General features: G+C 73.9%; 12 protein-coding genes. 8 read left to right on the top strand and 4 right to left on the bottom strand.

The features are described from left to right. From murD to dnaJ, 8 genes are all read left to right on the top strand, one after another. Positions 1–1,371 carry a UDP-N-acetylmuramoyl-L-alanine--D-glutamate ligase gene (gene murD / locus WMF31_RS29125; RefSeq protein WP_436605075.1) on the top strand — a complete coding sequence of 457 codons (1,371 nt, stop codon included), beginning with the start codon at positions 1–3 and terminating at the stop codon, positions 1,369–1,371. Then, a complete protein-coding gene (ftsW, locus tag WMF31_RS29120) occupies positions 1,371–2,684 on the top strand; it encodes a putative lipid II flippase FtsW (RefSeq protein ID WP_436606613.1) in 1,314 nt (437 codons plus the stop codon). Before murD ends, ftsW begins: the two co-directional genes overlap by 1 nt. Next, entirely contained in the window at positions 2,681–3,880 is a 1,200-nt protein-coding gene (gene murG / locus WMF31_RS29115; protein ID WP_436605074.1) for an undecaprenyldiphospho-muramoylpentapeptide beta-N-acetylglucosaminyltransferase, read from the top strand. Before ftsW ends, murG begins: the two co-directional genes overlap by 4 nt. Beyond that, a complete protein-coding gene (gene murC / locus WMF31_RS29110; RefSeq protein WP_436605073.1) occupies positions 3,880–5,292 on the top strand; it encodes a UDP-N-acetylmuramate--L-alanine ligase in 1,413 nt (470 codons plus the stop codon). The genes murG and murC overlap by 1 nt, the downstream gene beginning before the upstream one ends. Beyond that, positions 5,289–6,314, top strand: coding sequence for a cell division protein FtsQ/DivIB (locus tag WMF31_RS29105; protein ID WP_436605072.1), 1,026 nt, complete (start codon positions 5,289–5,291; stop codon positions 6,312–6,314). The genes murC and WMF31_RS29105 overlap by 4 nt, the downstream gene beginning before the upstream one ends. 136 nt (positions 6,315–6,450) lie before the next feature. Continuing rightward, the gene (gene ftsA, locus WMF31_RS29100) at positions 6,451–7,764 is read left to right on the top strand and encodes a cell division protein FtsA (RefSeq protein WP_129346425.1); all 1,314 of its coding nucleotides are present in this window, start codon (positions 6,451–6,453) and stop codon (positions 7,762–7,764) included. 247 nt (positions 7,765–8,011) lie between these two features. Then, positions 8,012–9,280: a cell division protein FtsZ gene (gene ftsZ, locus WMF31_RS29095; RefSeq protein ID WP_436605071.1), complete on the top strand. Its 1,269-nt coding sequence runs from the start codon at positions 8,012–8,014 to the stop codon at positions 9,278–9,280. Positions 9,281–9,430: 150 nt separating this feature from the next. Further along, the gene (gene dnaJ / locus WMF31_RS29090) at positions 9,431–10,522 is read left to right on the top strand and encodes a molecular chaperone DnaJ (protein ID WP_436605070.1); all 1,092 of its coding nucleotides are present in this window, start codon (positions 9,431–9,433) and stop codon (positions 10,520–10,522) included. A gap of 79 nt (positions 10,523–10,601) precedes the next feature. On the opposite strand, the gene WMF31_RS29085 is transcribed toward dnaJ, so the two are convergent. The 4 genes from WMF31_RS29085 to WMF31_RS29070 all read right to left on the bottom strand — a co-directional run bounded on the left by WMF31_RS29085 (position 10,602) and on the right by WMF31_RS29070 (position 14,404). Further along, a complete protein-coding gene (locus WMF31_RS29085; RefSeq protein WP_436605069.1) occupies positions 10,602–11,762 on the bottom strand; it encodes a PrsW family intramembrane metalloprotease in 1,161 nt (386 codons plus the stop codon). A gap of 40 nt (positions 11,763–11,802) precedes the next feature. Further along, positions 11,803–12,678 (bottom strand): hypothetical protein, encoded by an 876-nt coding sequence (locus tag WMF31_RS29080; RefSeq protein WP_436605068.1) that lies wholly within the window; start codon positions 12,676–12,678, stop codon positions 11,803–11,805. Further along, the gene (locus WMF31_RS29075) at positions 12,675–12,914 is read right to left on the bottom strand and encodes a DNA gyrase inhibitor YacG (RefSeq protein ID WP_436605067.1); all 240 of its coding nucleotides are present in this window, start codon (positions 12,912–12,914) and stop codon (positions 12,675–12,677) included. The genes WMF31_RS29080 and WMF31_RS29075 overlap by 4 nt, the downstream gene beginning before the upstream one ends. An 80-nt stretch (positions 12,915–12,994) precedes the next feature. Continuing rightward, positions 12,995–14,404: a trypsin-like peptidase domain-containing protein gene (locus WMF31_RS29070; protein ID WP_436605066.1), complete on the bottom strand. Its 1,410-nt coding sequence runs from the start codon at positions 14,402–14,404 to the stop codon at positions 12,995–12,997. Between the last annotated feature and the right edge of the window lie 4 nt (positions 14,405–14,408).

Here is a 14,408-nt window from a genome sequence, read left to right as displayed (position 1 = left end):
ATGATGGACGTCCGCGGGCGAACAGTGATCGTCGTCGGGCTCGGCCGGAGCGGTGTCGCGGCCGCGCGCCTCCTGATCGAGCGCGGCGCGCGCGTGATCGCGAACGACGGCGCGCCGCGCGAGCGGCTCTCCGCCGCGGCCGCGTCCCTCGAGGCGGAGGGCGCCGTCCTCGCCGCGGGCGGGCACGACCCGGCGCTGTTCGAGGGCGCCGATCTCGTGGTCGTCTCGCCGGGCGTGCCGTCGTTCCCCGCGCTCTCTGCGGTCGAGCGCTCAGGGCGCGAGGTCATCGGCGAGCTCGAGCTCGCGTCGCGCTTCGTGTCCGCGCCCATCGCGCTCGTCGGCGGCACCAACGGCAAGAGCACGACGACCGCGCTCACGGGCGCGATGCTCGCGGCCGCCGGCCTCCGCGCCTTCGTCGGCGGCAACTTCGGGACCCCCCTCGCCGAGGTCGTCCGCGAGCCGTGGGACGTCCTCGTCCTGGAGATCTCGAGCTTCCAGGCCGAGCGCGTCCCGACGCTGCGCGCCCGCGCCCACGCGCTGCTCAACATCACGGACGATCACCTCGATCGCTACCCGAGTTTCGCGGCGTACGCCGACGCGAAGGGCAACCCGTTCGCGCGGATGACGCCGGACGACGTCGCGGTCGTCCCGTTCGGCGACGAGCTCGTGGCGCGCCAGGCGGCGCGCGGGCGCGCCCGCGTCGTGACGTTCAGCGCGAGCGACGCCCGCGCCGACGTCGCGGTCACGGGCGGCGCGATCGTCGATCGCGTCACCGGCGCGCGCTACCCGCTGGATCGGGTCCGGCTCACGGGCGCGCACAACCTCGCGAACGCCTGCGCGTCCGTCGCGCTCGCGGCCGCGCTCGGCGCCCCCGCCGCGGCGATCGCCGAGGCGCTCGCGCGCTTCGAGGGGCTCGCGCACCGGACCGCGCTCGTCGCGGAGGTCGAGGGCGTCCGCTACTACGACGACTCCAAGGGGACCAACGTCGGCGCCTCCGTCGCCGCGCTCTCCGGCCTGCGCGAGGCGAAGGCCGTCCTGATCGCGGGGGGGCGCGACAAGCTCGGCGACTACGCGCCGCTCGTCGCCGCGCTGCGCGAGCGGGGCCGGGCCCTGGTCGTCCTCGGCGAGGCCGCGGAGCGCATCGCGGCCGCGGCGAGCGGCGCCCTGCCGATCGCGCGGGCGCGCTCGATGGACGAGGCGGTCCGCGCCGCGCGCTCCCTCGCCAGGCCGGGCGACGCGGTGCTGCTGAGCCCCGCGTGCTCCAGCTTCGACATGTTCCGCGACTACAAGGACCGTGGCGACGCCTTCGTCCGCGCGGTCCGCGAGATCGAGCGGGCCGCCGGCGGGGCCGCCGGGGAGGTGGCGTCGTGATGTCGTGGAGCGGCGGGTTCGGCGCGCGGGGCGACGCCCCCAGGAACCGGCACATCGGCCCGTCGGAGCAGGAGAAGGCGGAGCGCGGCGCCGCGCCGTCCCCCGAGGCCTTCTGGCGGATGCGCTCGAGCCCGTCGGGGCCGGTCGACGCCCTCCTCGCGGCCGTCGTCACGGCGCTCATCGGCTTCGGCGTGGTGATGGTCTACAGCGCGAGCGCCATCGAGGCGACGGTGCGCTACAAGGACCCGCAGTTCTTCCTCAAGCGCCAGGCCGTCTACGCCGTCCTCGCGATCGCGGCCATGTGGATCACGAGCCGCATCGACTACCGCCGGATCAAGGCGCTCACGTACCCGGTGCTGATCACCGTGACCGGGATGCTCGTCGCCTGCGTCGCCGGCCTCGGCCACAAGGCCGGCAACGCGTACCGGTGGATCGCGCTCGGCCCGGTCCACGTGCAGCCGGCCGAGGTGGCGAAGCTCGGCATCGTCCTCTGGCTCGCCTACTCGCTCTCCAAGAAGGCCGACCGCATCAAGTCGTTCTCCGTCGGGTTCCTCCCGCACCTCATCGTGGTCGGCCTCTTGATGCTCCTCTGCCTCAAGCAGCCCGACTTCGGCAGCGCGGTCGTCCTGCTCTTCCTGACCTTCACGCTCCTGTTCGTGGCGGGCGCGCGGGTCCCGTACATCGCGGCGTTCTCCATGCTGCTGGCGCTCGCCGGCGCCGCGCTCGTCCGCTTCAGCGGCTACCGCTATGCGCGCTACCTCGCGTGGATCGACATGGACAGCAACCGCGCCGACCTCGCCTACCAGCCGTTCCAGTCGGTCATGAGCTTCGGCTCGGGCGGCGTGTTCGGCCTCGGCCTCGGGCGGGGGCTGCAGGTGCTCTACCTGCCCGAGGCGCACACCGATTTCGTGTCCGCGATCGTCGGCGAGGAGCTCGGCTTCGTCGGCGTCGTGTGCCTCTGCGCGACGTACCTCGTCCTCGTCTCGCGCGGCGTGAAGGTCGCCCTCGAGGCCGCCGACGACTACGGCAGCTTCCTGGCGTTCGGCATCGCGACGCTCTTCGGCGTGCAGGCCATGACGAACCTCGCCGTCGCCATGGCGATCCTCCCGACCAAGGGGCTCACGCTGCCGTTCATCAGCTACGGCGGGTCCTCCCTGCTCGTGAACGCGGCGGCCGCCGGCATCCTGCTCAGCATCAGCCGATCGCGGACGCCGGTGCCCGAGAAGGGCGGCGCGGGGGGCGCCTCGCCGGTCCCGAACGCGCCGAGCGCGTCGGCCGTGGTCGCCACCGCCGCCGAGGAGGGCCGCGCATGACGACCGTGCTCATCGCCGGCGGCGGCACCGGCGGCCACGTCTTCCCGATGATCGCCGTGGGCGACGCCGTCCGCGCCGCGGACCCCGACGCGCGCGTCGTCTACGCCGGCACCGCGCGCGGCATCGAGGTGCGCGTGATGGGCGAGCGCGGCGACCAGCTCGAGCTGCTCCACGTCCTGCCGCTGCGCGGCGGCGGGCTCTCCGGCCTCCTGCGCGGGGCCGCCCGCGCGGGCCGCGTCCTCCCCGAGGCGCGGCGGCTCGTCGAGCGGCTCGACGCCCGCGTGGTGCTGTCGCTCGGCGGGTACGCCGGCGGCCCGGTCTCCCTCGCCGCGCGCTCGCTCGGCGTGCCGGTCGCGATCCTGGAGCCGAACAGCGTCCTCGGGCTCTCGAACCGGCTCCTCTCGCCGATCGTGGACCGGGCGTACGTCGCGTTCCCGGAGACGGCGCGCGCGCTGCGTCCGAGCGCGGTGCGCCACGTCGGCGTCCCGCTCCGGCGCGCGTTCGCCCGCGCGCCGTACGCGCCGCGCGAGGGCGAGCTGAGCCTCCTCGTGCTCGGCGGCAGCCAGGGCGCCCTCGCGCTGAACGACGTCGTGCCGCGCGCGATCGCGGCGAGCCGCGCGCGCGGCGTCGACCTCGACGTGGTGCACCAGACGGGCAGGGATCGTGAGGCCGCCGTCCGGTCCCTCTACGCGGATCTCGGCCTCTCCGGGCGCGCGCGCGTCGTCCCGTTCATCGACGACGTCGCGGCGGCGCTCGCCGCGGCGGACGTGGTGATCGCCCGCGCGGGCGCGTCGACCCTCGCCGAGCTGTGCGCCGTGGGCCGCCCCTCGATCCTGATCCCTTACCCGTTCGCGGCCGACGATCACCAGCTCAAGAACGCGCGCTCCCTGGAGCGGTCCTCGGCCGCGGTCGCGATCGCCCAGGCCGACGCCACCGAGGCGCGCCTCGCCGCCGAGATCGCCCGGCTCGCGGCCGCGCCGGCGCTCCGGGCCCGCATGGCCGACGCCGCGGCGGCCCTCGCCGCGCCGGACGCCGCGGCGCGCGTCGCACAGGATCTGCTCGAGCTCGCGCGAGCTCCGCGCCACCGCGCGCTGCGCCTCCCCTTCGGCGGACGCGCGCAGGCGGCGCCGCCCCGTGTCGCGAGGGAAGGGGCCGCGCCGCACGGCGCGGGTCATGGCCAGGAGGAGGCACGCTGATGTTTCGCGGTCGCGTTCGCCACGTTCACTTCGTCGGCATCGGCGGCGTCGGCATGAGCGGCCTCGCCGAGATCCTGCGCTCGCTCGAGTTCGAGGTCTCCGGCTCCGATCTCAAGGAGGGCTCGACGACCCGGCGGCTCACGTCGCTCGGCGTCCGGATCGACATCGGCCACCGCGCCGAGAACGTCCGCGGCGTCGACGTCGTCGTCTACTCGAGCGCCATCCGGCCCGACAACCCCGAGCTCACCGAGGCGCGCGCGCTCGGGATCCCGGCGATCGGCCGCGCGGAGATGCTCGCCGAGCTGATGCGGGTGAAGTACGGCGTCGCGATCGCGGGCTCGCACGGCAAGACCACCACGACCTCCCTGGTCGCCACGGTCCTGCGCGCCGCCGGCCTCGATCCCACCGTCGTCGTCGGCGGCAAGATGGCGGCCCTCGGCTCGAACGCGCGGCTCGGCGCCGGCGACCTGCTCGTGGCCGAGGCCGACGAGAGCGACGGATCGTTCCTGCGGCTCACGCCGACGATCGCGGTGGTCACCAACATCGACCCCGAGCACCTCGATCACTACGGCACGCACGAGCGCATCAAGGACGCCTTCGTCGAGTTCGCCGCGCGCGTCCCGTTCTACGGGCTCGCGGTGCTCTGCCTCGACCACCCCCACGTGCAGGACCTGCTCCCGCGCGTCCCGCGCCGCCACGTCACGTACGGCGTGTCGCCGCAGTCGGACTACTCCGCGCGCGGCATCCAGTTCCGCGGCCTCGAGACGAGCTTCAACGCGTACCGCCGGGGGGAGCCGCTCGGCGGCTTCACGGTGAGGATGCCGGGCGCGCACAACGTCCTGAACTGCCTCGCGACGATCGCGGTCGCGGACGAGCTCGAGGTGCCGCTCGACGTCACGAAGCAGGCGCTCGCCACGTTCGGTGGCGTCGCCCGCCGCTTCACGATCGTCGGCTCGGTCGGCGGCGTGACGCTGGTCGACGACTACGGCCACCATCCGGCCGAGATCCGGGCCACCATCGACGCGGCCCGGCGCGCGTTCCCGGGCGAGGACCACCGCGTGGTCGTGGCGTTCCAGCCGCACCGGCACACCCGCACGCGCGACCTCTTCGACGAGTTCACGCGCGCCTTCAACCTGGCCGACGTGCTGCTCGTGACCGACATCTACCCCGCGGGCGAGGCGCCGATCCCCGGCGTCACCGCCGAGCGCCTCGTCCAGTCGATCCGCGAGCACGGTCATCACGACGCGCGCTACGTCGCGGACAAGGCCGAGCTCCCGGAGGCGCTCGAGCGGATCGTCCGGCCGGGTGACGTGGTGATCGCGCTCGGGGCGGGCGACGTGAACGCCTGCGTGCGGGATCTCAAGGCGCGCCTCGAGGCGAGGGCGCTGCCCCCGCAGGGGGGCGGCTCATGACCGAGCGCCCGAGCGCCCCGCCGCCGAACCGGCGCCGCGCGCAGCCTTCTTCGCCCGCGGCGCCGCCCGGGCGGGCCGCGCCCGCGCGCGGCGCGAAGCCGGACCCCGTCCCGGCGCCCGCGCCGCGGAACGCGCGCGTGCGCTCGGCGCCGCCGCCCCCGAACGAGTCGCCGGCCCCGCCCGCGACGAGCGTCTCGGTGGCCCCGCCGCGCCCGTCGCCGGACAAGGGCGGCGGCGGACCCGGCGGAGCGCGCCCCGCGCGGCCGATCTCGCGGCACCTCCGCGCGCTGCAGCTCCTCGCCGGCGCCGCCGTCGTGATCGTCGCCTCGACCGCGGTCGCGTGGGGCGCGCGCCGCTACATCGTGTCGAGCCCGCGCTTCGCCGTGCGCACGGTGCTCGTCGAGGGGGTCCAGCGCCGCACCGCCGAGCAGGTGGCGAGCTCCGGCGGCATCGAGGTGGGCAAGAACATCTTCACGCTCGACCTCGAGCACGCCGGCGCCGCGATCTCCGCCGATCCGTGGATCGAGCGGGCCACGGTCACCCGGAAGCTCCCCTCGACGGTCCACGTCACCGTGGTCGAGCGGGAGGCGCAGGCCCTCGTCGCGATCGGCGGCGATCTCTACCTCGCGACGCGCGACGGCGAGCTCTTCAAGGAGCTCGCGGAGGACGATCCGGTCGATCTCCCGGTCGTCACGGGGATCACGGGCGAGCAGGTGGCGCGGGACCGCGCCGGCGTCGTCATCGCGGTCAGGCGCCTGCTCGACGTGGTCGAGGACATGACGCGCGCCGGGATCGCGCGCCGCTATCCGATCCAGGAGCTCCACATCGAGCGGGACGGCTCGGTCGTCATCACCATCGGCAAGGAGGCGATCGCGCTCCACCTCGGGCAGCCTCCCTACCGGGACAAGGTCGGCCAGGCCTCGAGGGTGCTCACCGAGCTCGCCCGTCGAAAGGCGAACGCCTCGGTGATCTTCCTCGACAATGAGGCGCACCCCGAGCGCGTCGTGGTGAGGATGCGATGAGCGCCGCCTCGCCCTCTCTCCGCGTGGACGCGCGTCGATCGGCCGCAAAAGTTGGCCGGTTCCGTCGGCTCATGGCAGCGTCGTGCCCGCCTGACACGCGCACGGGGCTCGTCCCCGCATTGAGGTGGTGCACGCAATGAAGAGCCGGATGGAGACTACTGAGATTGTCGTCGGCCTGGACATCGGGACGACCAAGGTCTCGGCGGTCGTGGGCGAGGTCGACGCTGACGGGATCACCATCCTCGGGGTGGGCAACGTCCCATGCCGCGGCCTGCGCAAGGGCGTGGTGAGCAACATCGACTGGACGGTCCGCTCGATCTCCGAGGCGATCGAGGCCGCGCAGACGATGGCGGGCGTCGAGATCCGCACCGTCTACGCCGGCGTCGCTGGCAGCCACATCCGTTGCCAGCAGTCGGACGGCGTCGCGGCGATCTCGGGCGGCGAGGTCACGCGCGTGGACGTCGAGCGCGTCCTCGAGGGCGCGCGGGCGATCCCGGTCGACGCCGATCGCCAGATCCTGCACGTCCTGCCGCGCGAGTTCACGGTCGACAACCAGGACGGCATCCGCGATCCGGTCGGCATGAGCGGCGTCCGGCTCGGGGTCAAGGTGAACCTGATCACCGCCGCGACCTCGTGCGTGCAGAACGTCGTCCGCTGCGCGGAGCGCTGCGGCCTCACCGTCGCCGACGTGGTCCTTGAGCCGCTCGCCAGCGCCGAGGCGGTGCTCTCCGAGGACGAGAAGGAGATCGGCGTCGCCATCATCGACATCGGCGGCGGCACGACCGACATGCTCCTCTACGTGGACGGCGGGATCGCGCACGCCAGCGTGATCCCTGCGGGCGGCAACAACGTCACGGCCGACATCGCGGCCGGGCTGCGCACGCCGATGGGCGAGGCCGAGCGCCTCAAGCGCAACACCGGCTGCGCGCTCGGGCGCATGGTCGGCGACGACGAGGAGATCGAGGTCCCCGGCGTGGGCGGGCACCTGCCGCGCAAGGCGGCGCGCCGCGTCCTGTCGGACATCATCGAGCCGCGCGTCGAGGAGATCTTCGCGGTCATCCGCAAGCGGATCGAGGACACCGGGCTGCTGGAGCAGCTCTCCGCCGGCGCGGTGCTCACCGGCGGCGGGGTCCTGATGGAGGGCATGACGGAGTTCGCCGAGGAGATCCTCGGGATGCCGGTGCGCCTCGGCGTGCCGGTCGGGGTGCGTGGCATCACCCAGCTCGTGGCCGGCCCGCAGTACGCGACCGGGGTGGGCCTCGTCCAGTACGGCGCCAACGCGCTCGCGCAGGCGCGCGCGTTCACCCCGGTGGCCATCGACGCCGGCCGCGCGGACGGCCGTCGCGACAAGCACCGTGAGCGCGAGTCGCGCCGTGATGTCGTCGAAGAAATTCCGATTGAAAAAAGGTCGAGCGGGAGGTTTTGGAACTGGCTTCGCGCAGCATTCTAGGCATGACGTGGCGAGAGAAAGTTGTTAGAGAATCGGGTTTGAGAGGGTCGTGAGAGCGCATCGGCGATCCCTCTTCAACCTCCGAGTCAAGAGGGTTCGCAACGACGGTTTCGAAGGGGAAGAGGCGCCCCTCCGGAGCCCGTCCGGAGCGAGGAGATCCTCGCTCATTTGAGGTTCCGCGCCGCTCGACCTCCGCGAGGGTCGGCGCCGGGCCGAGCGGCTAGCTGTACATCCCCGGGAGGAGTTCATGAGTTTCTCCATCGAGTTTGCCGACGAGCACACCGGGTACGACGCCCGGATCAAGGTCATCGGTTGTGGCGGTTCGGGCGGCAATGCAGTCAACACGATGATCAACTTCGGCCTCGAGGGCGTGGAGTTCATCGTCGTCAACACGGACGCCCAGGCGCTCGGCACGAGCCTCGCGCCGTCCAAGCTCCACATCGGCGCGAGCGTCACGCGCGGCCTCGGCGCCGGCGCCGATCCCGAGAAGGGCCGCAAGGCGGCGCTCGAGGACGTCACCCGGGTGAAGGAGTACATCCAGGGCGCGGACATGGTGTTCGTGACGGCGGGGATGGGCGGCGGCACCGGCACGGGCGCCGCGCCGGTCATCGCGCAGCTCGCGCGCGAGGAGGGCTGCCTGACCGTCGGCGTCGTGACGAAGCCGTTCTTCTTCGAGGGCAAGCAGCGCTCACGCCGCGCCGAGCTCGGCCTCGCGATGCTCGCGGAGCACGTCGACACGCTCATCACGATCCCGAACCAGAAGCTCCTCACGCTAGGCGACGAGGACCTCTCGTTCGTCGAGGCGTTCCGCAAGGCGGACGAGGTGCTCTACCAGGCGATCAAGGGCATCAGCGATCTCATCACGCAGAACGGGATCGTGAACGTCGACTTCGCGGACGTGAAGACGGTCATGTCCAACATGGGCCGCGCGCTCATGGGCACCGGCTGCGCGAAGGGGCAGGGCCGGGCCCGGCTCGCCGCCGAGATGGCCGTCAGCTCGCCGCTGCTCGACGACATCTCGGTCGAGGGCGCGACCGGCGTGCTCATCAACATCGTGGGCGGCCCCGACATGCGGATGCGCGAGATCGAGGAGGCCGCGACGCTCGTGCAGGAGCAGGCGCACGAGGACGCGAACATCATCTTCGGCGCGACGATCGACGAGAACATGGGCGAGATGATCAAGGTCACGGTCATCGCGACCGGCTTCGACCACCTCGTCGCCGAGGTCCCGCAGCAGCTCGCGAGCGCCGCGCAGCCGCGCCAGACCGCGCACTCCATCGGCGCGTCGCTCGCGGCCGCGGCCGGGCCGATGTCGGCCCGCTCCACCTCGGTCCCCCCTCCGATGACGCAGCGCCCGCCGCACCGCCACGAGGAGGTCGCGTACCCGACCTCGCGCCGCGCCGCGCCGCAGGTGCAGTCGGTCGGCGGCGGCCCCGGCCCGCGCGAGCGCGCGAGCTTCGTCCCGCCGCTCGACTCCGACTGGGACACCCCCGCGTTCCAGCGCCGGGGCCAGTAGCGACGTCGTACCCCCCACGGAAGTCTCACGAAGCCAGCCCGCCACGGGCGTTCACGCTGTATTGCGCGTTGACAGGCGCGGGCGACGACTTATGGTCTGCCGGCGCCTATGCCCCCTGTCGGGCAGGATCGACGCGGCGGTCCACCATTCATGAGTGAAAAGCGCGACTTCTACGAAGTTCTTGGCCTCGCGCGGGACGCGACGCCCGACGACATTCGCAAGGCCTATCGTCAGGCGGCGCTGAAGTACCACCCGGATCGGAACCCTGGTGATGCGTCGGCCGAGTGTCGCTTCAAAGAGGCCACCGAGGCGTACCAGGTGCTCTCCGACGAGGAGAAGCGCCGGCGGTACGATCAGTTCGGGCACGCCGGCCTGGAGGGCATGGGCGCCGGCGGGTTCGACGGCGACATCTTTTCCCATTTCCAGGACATCTTCTCGGAGTTCTTCGGCGGCTTCGGCGGTGGCGGGCAGCGCCGGCGGCGCGGCCCTGCGCGCGGCCAGGACATCCGGGTCCAGCAGCGGCTGTCGCTGCACGACGCCCTGCTCGGCTGCAAGCGCGAGGTGGTCCTCCGCACCCCGGTGAGCTGCGACGAGTGCTCCGGCTCGGGCGCGAAGCCGGGGACCAAGCGCAAGCCGTGCGGCACGTGCGGCGGCGCCGGTCAGGTCTCGACCTCGCGCGGCTTCGTGATGTTCACGCAGACGTGCCCCGAGTGCTCGGGCGAGGGGTCGGTCATCAAGACGCCGTGCGCCACGTGCAAGGGGTTCGGCGCGGTTGAGAAGACGCGGAAGGTCGTGGTCAACTTCCCGGCCGGCATCGACGGCGGCCAGCGGCTGCGGGTGCCGGGGCAGGGGATGCCGGGCGCCCAGGGCGCGCCGCCCGGCGATCTCTACGTCGACGTCGATCTCGCCGCGGACGAGCGGTTCGAGCGCGACGGCCTCGACCTCATCACGAGGGTGGCCGTCCCCTTCGTCGACGCGGCGCTCGGCAGCTCGATCAAGCTCGACCTGCCCGACGACACGTCGGTCGACGTCGAGATCCCGGCGGGCGTGCAGCCCGGCGAGGTGATCTCGGTGAAGGGCAAGGGCGCGCCCCGGATCGACGGCCGCGGCCGCGGCACCCTCCAGGTGATCGTCCAGGTCGAGGTGCCGCGGAACCTCTCGCCGGCGGCGCAGGAGCTGCTCCGCCAGTTCCAGGCCGAGGTCGCGAAGCACCACGGCGGCGCGAAGGCCGCGACCGCCTAGGCGCGGCCCGGCGGGCGCGGCCAGCGGCCCGGCGGGCGCGGCCAGCGGCCCGAGCCCAGGAGGCACGGGCTGGGCTCGCTCAGCGCATGGTGCCGAGCCAGGCGCCCGCGCACGCGAGGCTGAAGGCGATCGGGGCGAGCGCGGTCGCGAACACGACGGCGACGGGCGCCGCGAGGCCGAGCAGCACCAGCGAGCCCAGGATGGCGAGCGCCGCGGAGGCGGCCGGCTCGATGACGCTGCCCGTCGCCGAGGCCCGGGCGACGAGATAGCCGGCGACGGGGAAGGCCGCGATCGCCGCCGCGACCAGGAGCAGCAGCGGCGCGGCGGCGGCGGCCGAGGCGTCGCCCCGATCCACCGCGGCGAAGTCGACGCCGAAGCGATGCCCGAGCGCGACCGCCACGGCGAGGGTGGTCGTCATCACCCCGACCGTGACGAGCGCGCCGAAGGCGATCCAGGTGAACGTCACCGGCCGCTCCGTGCGCCGCAGCGCCTCGCGCACCGAGCCGAGCGACGGCGGCGCGATGCGGAACCGGCGCCCGCTCCGCTCGGAGCTCTGGGGCGACGCCCCCCGGCGGAGCAGGTCGCGCGCGGCCAGGAAGACGACGAAGCCGATGCCGAGGAGCATCGGCGCCGCGAGCAGGAGCGCGACCGGGCGGCACGCGAAGACGATGTAATCGTAGGCGCCGTTGAGCAGCATCGCGCAGAGCCACGCGGCGTTGAAGCGACGGCCCCCGAGCGGGCGCTTGCGCTCGCGACCCAGCGCGTAGCCCCAGAGCGCGGCGAAGGACAGGTGCGCCGGCACCGCGAGCAGGGCCCGCACGATGTCGAGCGACGGCAGCGCCCGGCCCCACAGGTACACGGCGTTGTGGACCGAGACGAACCCGAGCGCCGCCGCGGCGGCGTAGATGATCCCGTCGAGCGGCTCGTCCACGGTGCGCAGCCGGGCGACCGGCGCGACCGCCGCCACCTTCAGCCCCTGCTCCAGCGGCGCCGCGACCGCGAAGAGGTAGACGAGCGTGATGGCGTCGAGCGAGCTGGCGGTCTTGTCGAGCCCCTGCCAGCGCTGGAGGAAGCCCTCGAGCAGCAGCGCCGGCGCGAACGCGACGGCGCCGAGCAGCGCCGTCCCCACCACGAACCGGCGCCTGCCGTAGAGGCGCCGCGACGCCACGAGGAGCGCCGCGATCGCCCCGAGCGGCGCGGCGACGGTGGCGAGCCAGATGAGCACGGCGGCGGCGTTCATGGGGGCGGTGGGCAGGGCGGCGGCGCGGCGTCCGTGCCCGCTAGAAGTGGAGCCCGGCGACCGCGGTCAGCGCGAGCGCCGAGCCCACGCTGGAGCCCTCGGCCGCGAGCAGATCGGCCTTGGCCTGCTGAGGCGAGGCGGCGGTCTCGCCCTTGATCCGCTCGATCGCCTGCGACGAGAGCCCCGGCCGGGTCAGCGCCATGAACTCCCAGCTCGCGTTCGCGCCGAGCGAGAAGACCGGCGACAGGTAGACATCGAGCCCGCCGGAGATCCTCCCGTAGAAGCCGCGGATGGCGATGGCGTCGGCCGCGCCCCTCACCGCGCTCTTGACGTTGCCGAGGCCCACGTAGCCGAAGCCGAGATCGACGTGGGGGTCGAGCTTGCCGAGCGGGAGGTGCACGCCGGCCTCGCCGCCGACGCTGAACAGCTGCCAGTCGTTGAAGAACCCGATCCGGCCGCGCGCGCCCAGCGTGAAGAACAGCAGCCGGAGACCGGCCCCGGCCCCCACCACGCCGCCGTTCGCCGAGGTCGGGATGAACCCGGCCGTGAGCTCCTCCTCGTCGATGTTGAACGTCTGGAGGCCTACGTTCTCGTAGCCCCCCTCGACGTTCAGCCAGGCGAGCTCGAGCCCGCGGCCCGAGTCCTCCTCCCTGGCCTCGTCGAGGCGCCGCTCCGTGCCGCCGTCCGGCGGGACGGGCGGTGTGTCCGGCGCCTGCATCGGCGGGGGCGGGGCGAGGCCTCCGGCCTGCATCGACGGGTCGTACGGGCTCGGCTGGGCGGGCGCGGCGGCGGTGGGCGAGGCAGCGCCGTGCGGGGACCCCCCCGGAAACGGCTGGGCCTGCTGTGCCGCGGCGGTCGACGCCATGGGGACCAGCGCGAGGGGCGTGAGCAGACAGAGCGCGCGGCGGGCGGTCATTCGTCCTCTTCCTGAGCGTTCCCTTCAGGTCCGTCGGTCCGTCGCCTCGACTCCAGGGCCTCGGCGTCTCCGGACGAGGAGACCGGTGGGCCAGGCACCCGGTAGCTGCCGTCGAGCCAGCGGCCGAGGTCGACCAGCTTGCACTGCGACGAGCAGAACGGAAAGGCCGGGTTCTCGGGCCTGGTCTCCGCCGATTTTCGGCAGATCGGGCAGCTCGCGCCTGGCAACGATCCCATGCGCGGTAACGTAGCAGCGTCCGTCCCGCGCATGTAGCCCGCGCGCGGCGCGCTGCCCGAGCCGGGCGAGCTCCGAGCGCTCAGCGCGCCGGGATCGCGAGGTACAGGGTCGCGCCGTTGCGCCGCACGCGGAGCAAGAGGTCCTTTCGCCCCGCGGCGCGGAGGCGCGCGGCCAGCTCGGCGCCGCCCCGCACCGGCGCGCCGTTCAGATCGAGCACCACGTCGCCCACCTCGAGGTTGCCCGCCGCCGCGCTCTGCGGCGCGATGGCCTCGATCCGCGCTCCCTCCAGCGCGTCGCTCGCCAGCACCCCGAGCGGCTGCTCGGCGTGGTCGCCGGGCCGGAGCGCGCCCCGCGCCGGCTCGCCTCCGGCCGCCCGGTCGAGCTTGACCGTGGCGCGCCGGTCCGCGCCGTCGCGCCGGTAGGTGAGCTCCACCTCCTCTCCGGGCCTGGTCCGGCGGAGCGCGCGCGCGAGCTCGCGCGCGTGCTCGAGGCGGCGCCCCTCGATCGACAGGATCACGTCCCCGGGCCTGAGGCCCGTCCGCGCCCCGGGCCCCTCCGGCTCGACCTCCGTGAGCAGCGCGCCCATACGGCCTGGCAGCTTGAGCACCCGCGCGAGCTGCGGCGTCACCTCCTGAAAGCTGATCCCCATGCGCCCGCGGTCCACGCGGCCCGCCGCCCGCAGATCGGGGAGGACCTCCAGGACCTCGTCGATCGGCAGGGCGAAGCTGATCCCGCGGCCATCGGCGTGGATCGCCGTCGCGATGCCGATCACCTCTCCCCGCGCGTTGAAGAGCGGCCCGCCGCTGTTGCCCGGGTTGATGGCGGCGTCGGTCTGGATGAAGCCGTCGAGGCTCGCGGCGCCCATCGGCCTCGACGTCGCGCTGACGACGCCCCGGGTCACCGTCGGTCCGAGCCCGAACGGATTTCCGATCACGATCACGTCGTCGCCGGGCCGGACCGGGGCGCTCGAGCCGAGGGGGACGACCCGGAGCGACTCGGCCCCGAGCAGCTTCAGCAGCGCCACGTCGAGCGCCGGATCTCGCCCGACCACGGCGGCCTTGAAGGCGCGCTCGTCCGAGACCTGCACCTCGATGCCGAACGCGTCGCCGACCACGTGATCGCTCGTCAGCACGAGGCCCTCCGCGGCGACCACGAACCCCGAGCCGATCGCCCGCTCCACCCGCGGCGCGCCGCCGCCGAACGGGTGCCCCGGGGTGGCGCCCTCGTACGACGGAGGCGACGCGCGCAGGGTCATGACGGTCACCACGGAGGGCCGCACCTGCTCGACGAGCGCCGGCAGGGGCATCCTGCCGTCGGCGGCCGGCGGCGCGGCCGGCTCCCCGGCGCGCGGGCCCGAGCACGGCGCGCTCGCCTCGTGGCGTGGCGGCGCGGGGGGCGAGAGCGCGGCCGCCCGGTCTTCGCAGGCAGCGAGCGCTATGGCCCCGAGGAGCCCGACCGACGCCGATGCGGCAGCGCGCAGCCGTCCCACGCGC

The sequence above is a fragment of the Sorangium sp. So ce1036 genome (assembly GCF_051369805.1).
Taxonomy (GTDB): domain Bacteria; phylum Myxococcota_A; class Polyangia; order Polyangiales; family Polyangiaceae; genus Sorangium; species Sorangium cellulosum_F.
This window is presented reverse-complemented; position numbering and strand designations above follow the sequence as displayed.